A 12,585-nucleotide genomic window follows, 5' to 3' on the forward strand; every position below is an offset into this window, starting at 1 on the left:
CACACGGTTTCCCGAGACTCGGCGCCTCGATCGGCGCGGAAGGCAGATCCAATCATGAGAAAAGTCGTAGGCGTGCTCGCCGCAGTGGCCCTTCTGGGCACGGCTGCGTGTGGATCCTCGTCCGGATCGGACGGTTCGGGTCCCATCAAGATCGGATCCGTGCACCCCACCACCGGTGCGCTGGCCGGTGTCGGTGGACTGATGAACGACGGTGCCGCACTGGCCGTCGAGGACATCAACGGTGCCGGCGGCATCTCCTCGCTCGAGGGGCGTCCACTGGAACTCGTCACCGGTGACAGCCAGGGCAAGGCGGAGGTCGGCCAGAGTGAGGCGCAGCGTCTGATCGACGACGGCGCAGTCGCCCTGGTGGGCACCTATCAGAGTGACGTGACGCAGAACGTCGCATCGGTCGCCGAGCGCTCGCGAGTGCCGCTGGTCATCGACGTAGCGGTCGACGACAAGATCCTCGACCAGGGTTACCAGTACGCGTTCCGTATCCAGCCGAACGCCTCCAGCATGGGTACCGACGGCGCCAAGGCGCTCGCGGCCATCGAGGAGCAGACCGGCCAGCCGATCGATCGCGTGTCGTACCTGCACATCGAGGGCTCGTTCGGTGACAGCGTGTTCGACGCCTTCGAGAAGGAGGCCGCGAACCAGGGCATCTCCTCGGTGCAGGAGATCACGTACCCGGCCACCAACTTCTCCGACGCCACGACGCAGGTGCGCGAGGCCGCGGTCTCCAACCCCGACGTCATCGTCGCGACGGGCTATTACCCGGACGGTCTGCTGATCGCGAAGGCCGTCGAGCAGTTGAACGTGAACGTCAAGGGTGTCTACGGCATCGCCAACGGCGCCTTCGACGACAGTTCCTTCCCGGCTGCCGCCGGCACCGCCGGTGAGGGCGTGCTGTCCGCCAACTACCACTTCGATGCCACCAGCGACCGGGTCAACGACATCCGCTCGCGCTTCGAGGAGAAGTACGGCCGTCCGATGGAGACGGCGGCGATGCTGTCCTACCAGGCCGTCGAGGTCATCGCGGCGGGACTCGAGGACGGCGCCGACGCGGATCCGGAAGCGTTGCGCGAGGCCATCTCCGGCGTCACCATCGACGATCCGCTGCTCGCCTTCTCCGGTCCGATCCAGTTCGACGAGACCGGTCAGAACTCCAACGCGACCGTCATCGTGATGCAGGTGCGCGACGGCCAGGTCACCCAGGTCTTCCCGGACGAGTTCGCCACCGAGGCCATCGAGTTCCCCGCGGGAGCGGGCCGGTGACGGTCGTCGCCGAGAGCGCGGCCACGGAGAAGACCCGGCGCGCCGTGAATCCCGGCGTCGCCGTCGGGGGAGCGCTCGTGGTGATCCTCGCCGTCATCTTCTTCGTCGGCGGCAAGGACCAGGGCCTGGTCGGCCAGGCCATCGTGTCCGGTCTGCTGCTCGGCGGGGTCTACGCGCTGATCTCGGTCGGCCTGACACTCATCTTCGGTGTGCTCGGCATCGTGAACTTCGCCCAGGGCGCGATGCTCACCCTGGCGATGTACATCGTGTACGCGCTCTCGACGGCGGGGTTGCCCGTCTACGTGGCAACGCTTCTCGCAGTCCCCGTCATGTTCGTGTTCGGCATGATCGTGCAGGCCACCCTGCTCACCAAGCTCACCATCGGCGGGAGCCACGAGGGGCCGCTGCTGGTCACCCTCGGGTTGTCGTTGCTCATCATCAACGTGCTCCTCATGGTCTTCGGTGGTCGGCCCAAGTCGGTGGAGGCGCCCGTGGACGGATCGATCTCGATCCTCGGCACCGTCGCGGCCTGGCCTCGGGTGCTCGCGTTCGTCGGTGCCGCGGTCGTGGCGATCGCGCTCAAGTCGGTGCTCGAACGCACGCGCCTCGGGTTGTCGATCCGCGCGGTGGCGTCGAACTCGGAGGGCGCCAAGCTCGTCGGAGTCGACATCGGCCGGGTCTACGCGCTGACGTTCGGTATCGGCGCGGCCTGCGTGGCCGTCGCCGGCGGTCTCATGACACCGTTCACGTCCCTCACCCCGTCGGTGGGCGAGCAGTTCACGATTCTCGCCTTCGTCATCGTGGTGCTGGGCGGTCTCGGCAGTGTCGTCGGAGCCATGGTCGGCGGCATCGTCATCGGTCTGGTCCAGACGGTCGGCGCCCTGTACCTCCCCGGTACCGGATCGCTGATCCTCGTCTTCGCCGTGTTCGTCATGGTGCTCTTTCTCAAGCCCGAAGGTCTGTACGGAGGACGCCGATGACCACCACGACGGATGTCTCGACGGACTCCGCGTCCGACACGCGGCTGAAGGACTCCTGGCTGCGACGCCAGTTGCTCACGCTCGTCATCGGATTCGTGGTCGTCGCCGCGTTCCCGCTCGTGCTCGGCGAGCAGGCGCAGACGGTCGCTGTCCGGACATTGATCTTCGCGATCATGGCGGTCGGCTGGAACCTCATGAGCGGCTTCGGCGGCATGTTCAGCTTCGGTCACGCGGCGTTCTTCGGCATCGGCGCGTACACCGGTGCGTATCTGCTGGTGGAGCACGGCATCTCGCCGTGGATCTCCATGCTCGTCGGCGCCGTGGTGTCCGCCGCGGTGGGCACCACCATCGCCTACCTGTGCTTGCGCTACCGGCTGGCCGGGTCGTACTTCGCCCTGGCGACGTTCGCCTTCGCGCAGATGTTCCTGCTGCTCGTGCAGAATCTCGAGGTCTTCAACAAGACCGAGGGCTTCAACGTGCCGATCCTGCCGCGTGATTCGTGGTGGATGCTGCAGTTCGAGAAGGGCAGTGCCACCTACCTGTGGATCCCGTTGGTGATCCTGGCGCTCGCGGTGCTGGGCACCATCTTCTACGTCCGGTCCCGCCCGGGGCAGTACGTGCAGGCGATCCGTGACGACGCCACCGCGGCAGCCTCTCTCGGCATCGACACGATGAAGTACCGGCTCATCGCGGTCGCGGCGAGCTGCGCCCTCACGGCCGTGGCCGGCGTGTACTACGTGCAGTACTACTTCTTCGTGGGCCCCGAGCAGGCATTCGGATCCGCGGTGTCCGTCGAGGCCATCGTCCCGGCCGTCATCGGCGGCATCGGAACCATCTGGGGGCCGGTGCTCGGCGCCGCGGTCATCGGGCCGCTGTCGGAGCTCATCAACGAGCTGCTGCGCAACCCGCCCGCGTTCCTCGAGTTCCTCCAGGGATCCATCGGACTCGACGTGGCGGTCTACTCGGTGATTCTCATCCTGATCGTGATCTTCCTGCCCAAGGGGATCTTCGGCACGATTCGCGAGAGGTGGCGCAAGTGAGCGTCCTCAGTATCGAGAATCTCAGCAAGTCGTTCTCGGGCATCCACGCGGTGCGCGACGTCAGCATCGACGTCCCGGACGAGCAGTTTCTCGGCATCATCGGCCCCAACGGCGCCGGCAAGACCACCCTGTTCTCGCTGCTGGCCGGCGAGCAGCCGCCGACGTCGGGTCGCGTGATCTTCGACGGCACCGACATCACGGGGTGGCCCGCGGACCGCATCGCGCGCGCTGGGTTGGTGCGTACGTTCCAGTTGATGCGGCCGTTCGAGTCGATGTCCGTTCTCGAGAACGTAACCATCGCCGCACTGTCCAAGCGTAAGTCGCGGAAGGACGCGCGTCGGCACGCTCTCGAGGTGCTCGACCGGGTGCAGCTCTCCGACCAGGTGGGCGGGACGGTGTCGACGATGTCGACGGCCGGACTCAAGCGACTGGAGCTGGCCCGCGCTCTTGCCATGGAACCGCGGGTGGTCCTGCTCGACGAGGTGCTCGCGGGACTCGTTCCGGCGGAACGTGCGCCGATGATCGAGCTGCTGCGCTCCCTGCACAGCGGCGGGCAGACCGTCCTGTTCGTCGAACACATCATGGCCGCGGTCATGGCGTTGTCCGAGCGTCTGGTCGTCATGCACGAGGGCGCGGTCCTCACAGCGGGGGATCCGCGCACCGTCATCGAGGACCACCGCGTCGTCGAGGCCTATCTGGGTGAGGAGACCGCATGATGCTCGAGATCGACGATCTGCACGCCGGCTACCGGCGACTGGAGATCCTGCACGGTGTCACGATGCATCTGGAGAAGGACGAGATCGTCTCTCTCATCGGAGCCAACGGCGCCGGCAAGACCACGACGCTGCGCGCCCTGTCGGGTCTGGTCACGCCCAGCAAGGGCCGCATCATGTTGGACGGCAGCGACATCAGTGGCAACCGCGCCGATCGCATCGTCCGGTCGGGACTGGTGCACGTCGCCCAGGACCGCGCACTCTTCGGTTCGCTGCCGGTCTCCGAGAACCTGGAGATGGGCGCGTACACCCAGAAGCGCGGGTCCACGAAGGAGTCGCTCGACCGCGTCTTCGATCTGTTCCCCATTCTCGCCGAGCGGCGGACCCAGCGCGCGGACACCATGTCCGGCGGTCAGCAGCAGATGCTGGCCATCGGCCGCGCCATGATGTCGAAGCCGCGTGTGCTCACGCTCGACGAACCGTCCGTCGGCCTGGCGCCGAAGCTCGCCGCCGAGGTCCTCGAGGCCATCGTGCGGATCCGCGAGACCGGGGTGACCGTGCTGATCGTCGAGCAGAACGCCGCACAGGCACTCGCGATCTCCGACCGCGCCTACGTCATCGAGAGCGGATCCATCGTGCTCGCCGGTACGGGAGCCGAGCTCGCCCACGACGATCGCGTCAAGGCTGCGTACCTCGGCATCTGATGCCGCACCTCTCGTCAGGAGTTTCTTCGTGCGATTGCTCGCATACACCCCCATCCATGTCGACTTCGCCGAGTTCCGGCGACGTCAGGAGCGGTACGACGCACTGAGCCCGGTGGGCGTGTCCGTCGTCCTGCGCAACATCGGTCCCGATGCTCCGCGCGCGCTGGACACCGAGGCCGACGTCCGAGCGTCCGAAGTGGCGCTGGCCGCCGCCTTCCGCGCCTCCGATCCGGACGAGTTCGACGGGTACCTGCCCGACTGCGTGCTCGATCCGTGCGCGGAGGAGGCGGACTCCTTCGAGCGTCCCCTGTACGGACTGACGCGACTCACCGCGTCGTTCTACGCCTCGCAGGGCCACCGCCTCGGCGCCCTCGCCCGCAATGCCGCCATCGCTGCTGAACTCGACCGCCGCGTGGCGGGTTACGGCATCCCCGCCGAGCCGACCGTCGTCATGGACCTGTCGTTCGACGACATCGCGGATTCGCGAGCCTGGGCCGATGCGGTCACCGTCCACGCTCGTGCGCTGACGTGTTCGGTGGCCATCAACGCGTGCTCGGCGGTCGATCTCACCGGGCCGCGAACCACACCGCTGGTCGTGGATCCCACGGCCACCGCCCTGCGCCTGCTAGCACTGCGCGACGAGCTGGAGCCGGCATCGTGAGCGCGGACGGACCCGATCTGATCGTCGCCGGCGCCGGCGGCGGACTGATCGCCGCGCTGCGTGCCGCCGAGCACGGACTCGACGTGCTGGTCGTCGAGGCCAGCGACCACTTCAAGCGCGGCAACAACACTGCGATGTCGACGGCCATGATCCCCGGTGCGGGGTCCCGCTGGCAGCGTGAGGCGGGCATCGAGGACTCCCCGGAGACGTTCGTCGAGGACGTGCTCCGCAAGACGAAGGGCACGGCCGACGCAGAACTCGCCGGAGCCCTCGCCCGCGTGAGCGCGCCACTCGTCGAATGGATGGCGGATCACCTCGAGGTGCCGTTGTCGCTGGTCACCGATTTCGCCTACCCCGGTCACTCGGCACTGCGCTGCCACACCGTCGAGGGTCGGCACGGAAGCGTGTTGCTGGAGCACCTGGTGCGCGCGGTGACGGCGGAGCCGCGCATCGACGTTCTGGCACCGGCCCGGCTGACCGACGTCCGCGTCGACGACGGTCGCGTCACCGCCGCGGTGATCACGCTCCCGGACGGATCGACCGAGACGATCCCCACCGACGCGGTGCTGTTGGCCACCAACGGGTACGGCGGCGACCACGAGCGGGTCGCCACCCACGTCCCCGAGATCGCGCATGCTCGCTACCACGGCAGCGAGCACTCCCGCGGAGACGCGCTCACCATCGGTGACCGTCTCGGCGCCGCGACCGCGTATCTCGATGCGTACCAGGGGCATGCGGCGCTGTCGAAGAAGGCGTCGACCCTGGTCGGGTGGGCCACCGTCATGCACGGGGGCGTCGTCCTCGACCTCACGGGACGACGCTTCGGTGACGAGACGACGGGCTACTCCGAGTACGCCGCCCATCTCGCGGCCCGCCCGGAGTCCGAGGGCGTCATCGTCATCGACCGCGACATCCACGACAAGTGTCTGTCGTTCACCGACTTTCGTCAGACGGTCGATTCGGGCGCCGTCGTGTGGGCGGACACGCCGGCCGAGCTGGCCGACGCGCTGGGGCTCCCCGCCGATGCCGTCGTCGACGAACTCGCGGCCGTCGAGAGGTACGCACGGGGTGAGGCGTCGGACCCGCACGGGCGCACCTCGTTCGAGCACGAGCTCACCGGGCCGTACGCGGCGATCCGCATCGTCCCCGCGCTGTTCCACACCCAGGGCGGCCTCGTCGTCGACGGGAACGCTCGGGTCCTGCGAACCGACGGCACCGCGATCGAGGGACTGTTCGCCTCCGGCGGCGCTGCGATGGGCATCTCGGGCCACGGCGCCGCGGGGTACCTCGCCGGCAACGGATTGCTGCCCGCACTCGGACTCGCTTATCTGGCCGCAGATGTCGTGGCCGGTACTCATCACTAGAGAAGGATTGTCATGACGAAGCTTCTGATCACCAATGCCCGAGTCGTACGTCCGGGCGCCGATCATCCCGAGGACGGCGAATTCCTCGACCTGCTGATCGAGGACGGAAAGTTCACCCGAATCGAGGCGGGGATCGATCCGTCCAGCGCCGACACCGTCGTCGACGCCGCCGGCAAGGTCGCGTTCCCTGGAGTGGTGGACGCGCACCAACACTGGGGCATCTACAACCCGTTGGGCGAGGACGCCTACACCGAGTCCAGGGCCTGCGTGCAGGGCGGTGTCACCACCTCGCTGTCCTACATGCGCACCGGTCAGTACTACATGAACACCGGCGGCTCCTACGCCGACGTGTTCCCGACGGTGCTCGAGGCCACCGAGGGCAAGCCGTTCGTCGACTACGCGTACCACCTCGCGCCGATGTCGAAGGAGCACATCGCCGAGATCCCGTCGCTCATCACCGATCACGGTGTGACGTCGTTCAAGATCTTCATGTTCTACGGCAGCCACGGGCTGCACGGGCGCTCGACCGACCAGAGCGAATTCCTCATGACGCCGGAGGGCGAGCGCTACGACCTCGCACACTTCGAGTTCGTCATGCGCGGCATCCAGGCCGCACGGGAGCAGCTCGGTGACAAGGCCGATCACATCTCGCTCTCGCTGCACTGCGAGACCGCCGAGATCATGAGCGCCTACACCAAGCTCGTCGAGGAGGAGGGAACGCTCACCGGCCTCGCGGCGTACAGCGCCTCGCGTCCGCCGCACTCCGAGGGGCTCGCGGTCACCATCGCGTCGTTCCTCGCCGACGAGACGCAGCTGCCCAACATCAACCTGCTGCACCTCTCCTCCCGCAAGGCCCTCACTGCCGCCATGCGGATGGCGAAGGCGTTCCCGCACGTCAACTTCCGTCGCGAGGTGACCATCGGTCACCTGCTCGCCGACATCGACACCGCCTACGGACTGGGCGGCAAGGTCAACCCGCCGCTGCGCCCGCGCGACGACGTCGAGGCCCTGTGGGAGCACCTGCTCGGCGGCGACATCGACTGGGTGGTCAGCGATCACGCGTGCTGCAAGGACGAGAAGAAGTTCGCCGAGGACCGCGGCGACATCTTCGCGGCCAAGTCGGGATTCGGCGGCGCCGAGTACCTGCTGCCGGGACTGGTCAGCGAGGGCCGCAAGCGTGGACTCAGCTGGCGCCGCATCGCGGAGCTGACGTCGCTCAATCCCGCTCGTCGCTACGGACTTCCGGGCAAGGGCGAGATTGCCGTCGGTATGGACGCCGACCTGGCACTGGTCGATCCCGATCACACGTGGACGGTGCGTCCCAAGGATTCGGAGTCCACGCAGGAGTACACCCCCTTCGAGGGCTTCGAACTCGGCGCGAAGGTCACCGACACGTTCGTGCGTGGCCACCGCGTACTCGACAACGGCGCTGTCGCGGGGGAGCCGACCGGCCGCTACCTGCACAGGCCCTACAAGTGACCGGGCCCCTGGAGGGGATTCGCGTTCTCGACGCGTCGACGATCCTCGCCGGTCCGCTGGTCGCCCAGATCCTCGGCGACTTCGGTGCCGACGTCGTCAAGATCGAGCACCCCACCAAGCCGGACGGGATGCGTGGGCACGGTCTGGACAAGGACGGCCATCCGCTGTGGTGGACGATGGTCAGCCGCAACAAGCGCGGCATGACGCTGAACCTCGGCAAGCCCGAGGGGGCCGACGTCTTCCGCAAGCTCGTCGCGGATGCCGACGTGGTGGTGGAGAACTTCCGGCCGGGCACCCTCGAGAAGTGGGGCCTCGGCTACGACGTGCTGTCCGAGATCAATCCGGGTCTGATCCTGTTGCGTGTCACCGGTTTCGGCCAGACCGGGCCCTACTCGACGAGGCCGGCGTTCGGCACTCTGGTCGAGTCGATGAGCGGGTTCGCCCATCTCACCGGCTCGGCCGACGGACCGCCGACGCTTCCCGCCTTCGGTCTGGCGGATTCGCTGGCCGGCATCGCGGGATCGTCGGCGGTCTCGATGGCCCTGCTGCACCGGACGAAGACGGGTAGAGGTCAGCAGATCGATCTCGATCTGCTGAGCCCCATCATGACGGCGGTCGGGCCCGGCATCATCTACGCCGACCAGTTGGGCATCGACCAGGAGCGCACCGGTAACCGGTCGAGCAACAACTCGCCCCGCAATCTCTATCGGACCAAGGACGAGCACTGGCTGGCGATCTCCACCAGTGCCAACTCCATCGCCGAGCGCGTTCTCCGCCTCGTCGGTCACCCCGAGGTTCTCGACGAGCCGTGGTTCGCGACGGGTCGTCAGCGCGCGGCCCACGCCGACCTGCTCGACGGATACGTCGGTGGGTGGATCGCCGAGCGCACGCGCGACGAGGTGATCGCGGCCTTCGAGGAGGCCGGCGCGGCGGTCGCCCCCGTCTACAAGCCGAGCGAGCTGCTCGACGATCCGCAGGTCAACGCCATCGAGATGGTCACCACAGTCGAGGACGACGCTCTCGGGCCGGTGCGCATGCAGAACGTCATGTGGCGCATGGGGGAGAGCCCTGGCAGCATCCGCCACACCGGACGTCCGCACGGCGCGGACACCGACACCGTGCTCGCCGAGCTCGGCCTCAGCGACGACGAGGTGCGCACCCTGCACGAGACCGGCATCGTCTGACCGCTCGAGTGGGCACACTGGTGTCCATGACGTCAGCACACAGTGTCGCGAAGGATCTCGGTCGACGGCTTCTCTGGTGGGGCGGCGGCAGTGTCGCGGTCGGCGCCGCCGCAGCGTTGGGCGGCGGCTCTCCCGCGGTCCGTGCTTTCGGCATCCAGACCGCGGGCTGGGGCGCCATCGATCTCGCCATCGCCGGGATCGGGGCGGCCCGGTCCACCGAGGTTGCGGCCGACAAGATGCGGAAGACCTTGTGGATCAACACCGGACTCGACGTCGTCTATGTCGCCCTGGGTGCACATCTCCTGTACCACCGGCCCACCTTCGGCGGGAGGGTGACGCCGCAGCAGTCCTCCGGGCACGGTGCCGCAGTCGTCGTGCAGGGTGCGGCTCTCCTGGTGCTCGACAGCGTGCACGCGAAACGCTTGTGACTCAGGACTCGGCATACCGCCCGGTCCTAGGGGCACACTGGACTGGAGTCCGCGGACCGACGTGGGCCTCGTGGCCGGTGCGTCCGTCGGGGGCGCACCGGCCGCCCTCATTGTGTGGCTGAAATACCCACCGTGTAATTCTCATTTGTCAAGTACCGACACATGCTTTTGTTGCGGCATGCCCACTTTTCGGTAACACTCACCACATCAGTCACATGAGTCACGTGAGTCACACAGTCGATCGGTGGGGGTCGGAGTATGCGAGCACGAAGTCGGCAGATCGCGGTGGGGGCCGCGCTGACGTTGGTGGCCAGCGGTCTGGGTGTGCTGTCGGCACCGGTCGCGTCCGCGGAACCGTGCGGTGGTCTCGGTGGCCCCGGCTCGTCACTGCTGGGCAGCTTTTTTGGTAGCAGCGGATCGAGTGGCGGCGGGGGCAGCAACCCGCGCGGGACTCAGCAGCCGCTCGCCCCGATCCGCAGTGGGAACACGCAGTCCGTGGGGTGGGTGACCGGACCTCTCAGCGCCAACAACACGTACGACCGTTTCGGCATCTCGGGTACCGATCTCGGCATCAGCTGGGACAACGGCGCAGGCCAGACGCTCATGGCGTTCGGTGACTCCTTCGGCAACTGCTCGGTGAACGGGCAGCAGTGGCGCAACAACCTGCTGCTGCGGTCCAGCGACGACAACCTCTCCGACGGCATCACCGTTCCCGACGCCGTGCCCGGCGACAGCGCGTCCGGCTCCATCGTCCTGCCGGCGACGCCTCGGTACGCCGAGCAGATCGTCCCGACGCTGCGGTTGCCGGAGATCGAGGTGACCACCATCCCGACGGCCGCCATCGCCATCGACGGCGTGCAGTACCTGAACTACATGTCCGTGCAGAGTTGGGGAGCCCCCGGCCGGTGGGTCACCAACTTCTCGGCCATCGCGACGTCGAGGGACAACGGGCAGAGCTGGACGACGGACCCGATGACCATTCGCGTCAACAAGGGCGTCACGATTCCCGGTGTCGCTCAGGTCAACGAGGCCAACGGCCGATTCCAGATGAACGCATACGCCAAGGGTCCCGACGGCTGGCTGTACCAATTCGGAACGCCCAACGGCCGTTTCGGTGCAGCCTTTCTCGCCCGTGTGCAACCGGCGGACATCCTCGACCTGACGAAGTACGAGTACTCCACCGGTGATGTCGCGCGCCCGTGGTCGACCGATGTCGCCGATTCGAAGAAGGTCGTCGACGAACCGGTCAGCGAGCTCAGCGTCTCGTGGAATGCGTACCTGAAGAAGTACGTGATGCTCTACGGCGACGAGAACCTGGGCTCGATCGTCGCCCGCACCGCCACGGATCCGCAGGGACCGTGGAGCCCGATGAGAACTTTGCTCGGGCGTGCGGAGACCATCGGCGGCGTCTACGCCCCGTACATCCACCCGAAGTCGAGTGGGCGTGACCTGTACTTCACTGCCTCGCGCTGGTCCGACTACAACGTGATGCTGTTGAAGACGGATCTCGATGCGCTGAAGTGACGGCTACTTCGGTGTGATGCTCTGTGCCGCTTCGCTGTCGGTGGACTCGTAGTTCCGACCCATCTCGGTGAAGGTGTCGGCGAGCGACGACGCGATCGCGATGTGCGCCTGAAGCAAGGTCGACAAAGACCCCGGCCCACCCACCGCGAGTTCGGAGTACTTGCGCGCCAGCGCCAGGCCGGAGGGGAGGGTGCCGAAGCCTCCGAGTGAACCCATGAGGCTGACGTGGTCCTCCAGGTTGACCAAGTCGTCAGCGAATCGTTGTGCTGCTTCTGCGCAACGGCGGGCAGCGTCTGGTGTGATTTTCAGGTCGAACAGGGGGTTCACGGAACTCCTCGTCAGCGCGGAAAGTAGGGCTCTAGTACGTCGGAAAGGTCGACTGCCCGCGTACAAGGGTTGTCGAAGTCGGCGGCATCTGCTGCTGCTCGGACACGGATGATAGCCGAGCCCCCGTGCGTGGTGAATGCGAGAAAGCATGACTTTCCGGCTTCTGACCCGAGTTCCGTGTATGACAACGCCTCACGATCACCCGCTTGGACCGGCAAAACATTGGTAGCGCGCGGATTCGCTGCAACCTCCGCAATCGAGGTGTCAGTCGACAGCATGCTGACGAAGAACGAATCCTGCCGAAACGAGCAGTACTTCCATTGGCTTCCGTCCTGATCGAACTGACCCGAGTCGACGATCTCCGCGTTCACGCCCGCAGCCGCCACGGCGTCACTCGGAATGGTGCACGGATCCCACAGCTCCGCGACGGGTTCGCCCGAGACGCCGGGGGAGCAGGCGCCGCAGAACACGAGCGCAGCCACAGCCACCCCACCTCGAATCCATCGCACTTGAACTTGGACGCGGTCAGCGGCCCGGCGGTTCCCAAGCCGATCCGCGCGAATTCTGGTCAGCCGCGCGCGGTCCAACCGGCGCGGGTGTCCGAACGGTGCTCGGATCCGCCGCGACCGCTGGCCGCGCAGCTCCCAGCACTGCGCGCAGGCCACGGACTTGCGCGTACTGCTGCACGGTGCGCGTCTGCGGCGCCGACCGACGCGCCGATCCGCGCGACCGTCAGCACCCCCGCTCACCACAACCGGCGCACCCGACCGGAGCGTGCGCGGACAAGCGAGCACCACCATCCGCTCACCGCCCAGCACCGTGCGCAGGCCACGTCCAGCGCGTACTGCCGCGCAGTGCGCGCTGGACGTGGCCTGCGCACGGTGCTGGGCGGTGAGCGGATGGTGG

14 protein-coding genes are annotated in these 12,585 nt (G+C 67.2%); 12 read left to right on the forward strand and 2 right to left on the reverse strand.

Features of this window, described 5'->3' with window-relative positions; translation table 11 throughout:
* Positions 1 to 54 precede the first annotated feature (54 nt).
* The 11 genes from HQ312_RS17225 to HQ312_RS17275 all read left to right on the forward strand — a co-directional run bounded on the left by HQ312_RS17225 (position 55) and on the right by HQ312_RS17275 (position 11,352).
* Positions 55 to 1,275: an ABC transporter substrate-binding protein gene (locus HQ312_RS17225; protein WP_027504754.1), complete on the forward strand. Its 1,221-nt coding sequence runs from the start codon at positions 55 to 57 to the stop codon at positions 1,273 to 1,275.
* Entirely contained in the window at positions 1,272 to 2,255 is a 984-nt protein-coding gene (locus tag HQ312_RS17230) for a branched-chain amino acid ABC transporter permease (RefSeq protein ID WP_027504755.1), read from the forward strand. The genes HQ312_RS17225 and HQ312_RS17230 overlap by 4 nt, the downstream gene beginning before the upstream one ends.
* Positions 2,252 to 3,295 (forward strand): branched-chain amino acid ABC transporter permease, encoded by a 1,044-nt coding sequence (locus HQ312_RS17235; RefSeq protein WP_027504756.1) that lies wholly within the window; start codon positions 2,252 to 2,254, stop codon positions 3,293 to 3,295. Before HQ312_RS17230 ends, HQ312_RS17235 begins: the two co-directional genes overlap by 4 nt.
* Positions 3,292 to 4,011: an ABC transporter ATP-binding protein gene (locus HQ312_RS17240; protein WP_197027740.1), complete on the forward strand. Its 720-nt coding sequence runs from the start codon at positions 3,292 to 3,294 to the stop codon at positions 4,009 to 4,011. The genes HQ312_RS17235 and HQ312_RS17240 overlap by 4 nt, the downstream gene beginning before the upstream one ends.
* Entirely contained in the window at positions 4,008 to 4,712 is a 705-nt protein-coding gene (locus HQ312_RS17245; RefSeq protein WP_222639524.1) for an ABC transporter ATP-binding protein, read from the forward strand. Before HQ312_RS17240 ends, HQ312_RS17245 begins: the two co-directional genes overlap by 4 nt.
* Before the next feature lie 28 nt (positions 4,713 to 4,740).
* Entirely contained in the window at positions 4,741 to 5,373 is a 633-nt protein-coding gene (locus tag HQ312_RS17250; protein ID WP_222632938.1) for a hydantoin racemase, read from the forward strand.
* Positions 5,370 to 6,737, forward strand: coding sequence for an FAD-binding protein (locus HQ312_RS17255; protein ID WP_222639527.1), 1,368 nt, complete (start codon positions 5,370 to 5,372; stop codon positions 6,735 to 6,737). Before HQ312_RS17250 ends, HQ312_RS17255 begins: the two co-directional genes overlap by 4 nt.
* 12 nt (positions 6,738 to 6,749) lie before the next feature.
* On the forward strand, positions 6,750 to 8,216 hold the full coding sequence (locus HQ312_RS17260; protein ID WP_222639529.1) for a dihydroorotase family protein: 1,467 nt from the start codon (positions 6,750 to 6,752) through the stop codon (positions 8,214 to 8,216).
* Positions 8,213 to 9,400 carry a CaiB/BaiF CoA-transferase family protein gene (locus HQ312_RS17265; protein WP_222639532.1) on the forward strand — a complete coding sequence of 396 codons (1,188 nt, stop codon included), beginning with the start codon at positions 8,213 to 8,215 and terminating at the stop codon, positions 9,398 to 9,400. Before HQ312_RS17260 ends, HQ312_RS17265 begins: the two co-directional genes overlap by 4 nt.
* Positions 9,401 to 9,426: 26 nt before the next feature.
* The gene (locus tag HQ312_RS17270) at positions 9,427 to 9,828 is read left to right on the forward strand and encodes a hypothetical protein (RefSeq protein WP_156380463.1); all 402 of its coding nucleotides are present in this window, start codon (positions 9,427 to 9,429) and stop codon (positions 9,826 to 9,828) included.
* A 258-nt stretch (positions 9,829 to 10,086) separates the two neighbouring features.
* Positions 10,087 to 11,352 carry a DUF4185 domain-containing protein gene (locus tag HQ312_RS17275; protein WP_222639535.1) on the forward strand — a complete coding sequence of 422 codons (1,266 nt, stop codon included), beginning with the start codon at positions 10,087 to 10,089 and terminating at the stop codon, positions 11,350 to 11,352.
* 3 nt (positions 11,353 to 11,355) lie between these two features.
* Here the strand turns inward: HQ312_RS17275 and HQ312_RS17280 are convergent, their stop codons facing one another.
* Both HQ312_RS17280 and HQ312_RS17285 read right to left on the reverse strand, forming a co-directional pair.
* The gene (locus HQ312_RS17280) at positions 11,356 to 11,679 is read right to left on the reverse strand and encodes a hypothetical protein (protein ID WP_222639538.1); all 324 of its coding nucleotides are present in this window, start codon (positions 11,677 to 11,679) and stop codon (positions 11,356 to 11,358) included.
* A gap of 11 nt (positions 11,680 to 11,690) precedes the next feature.
* On the reverse strand, positions 11,691 to 12,161 hold the full coding sequence (locus tag HQ312_RS17285; protein ID WP_222639541.1) for a DUF3558 family protein: 471 nt from the start codon (positions 12,159 to 12,161) through the stop codon (positions 11,691 to 11,693).
* A 27-nt stretch (positions 12,162 to 12,188) separates the two neighbouring features.
* Between HQ312_RS17285 and HQ312_RS17290 the strand changes: the two genes are divergently transcribed.
* A partial coding sequence (locus HQ312_RS17290) for a hypothetical protein (RefSeq protein ID WP_222639544.1) occupies positions 12,189 to 12,585 on the forward strand: 397 nt, incomplete at its 3' end.

Origin of the sequence: Rhodococcus sp. BP-316 (genome assembly GCF_019836105.1) — a bacterium.
Taxonomy (GTDB): Bacteria; Actinomycetota; Actinomycetes; order Mycobacteriales; family Mycobacteriaceae; genus Rhodococcoides.

Coding starts and splice junctions, on each gene's coding strand:
- HQ312_RS17225 (WP_027504754.1), top strand. CDS start 55: ATGAGAAAAGTCGTAGGCGTGCTCGCCGCAGTGGCCCTTCTGGGCACG.
- HQ312_RS17235 (WP_027504756.1), top strand. CDS start 2,252: ATGACCACCACGACGGATGTCTCGACGGACTCCGCGTCCGACACGCGG.
- HQ312_RS17245 (WP_222639524.1), top strand. CDS start 4,008: ATGATGCTCGAGATCGACGATCTGCACGCCGGCTACCGGCGACTGGAG.
- HQ312_RS17260 (WP_222639529.1), top strand. CDS start 6,750: ATGACGAAGCTTCTGATCACCAATGCCCGAGTCGTACGTCCGGGCGCC.
- HQ312_RS17270 (WP_156380463.1), top strand. CDS start 9,427: ATGACGTCAGCACACAGTGTCGCGAAGGATCTCGGTCGACGGCTTCTC.
- HQ312_RS17275 (WP_222639535.1), top strand. CDS start 10,087: ATGCGAGCACGAAGTCGGCAGATCGCGGTGGGGGCCGCGCTGACGTTG.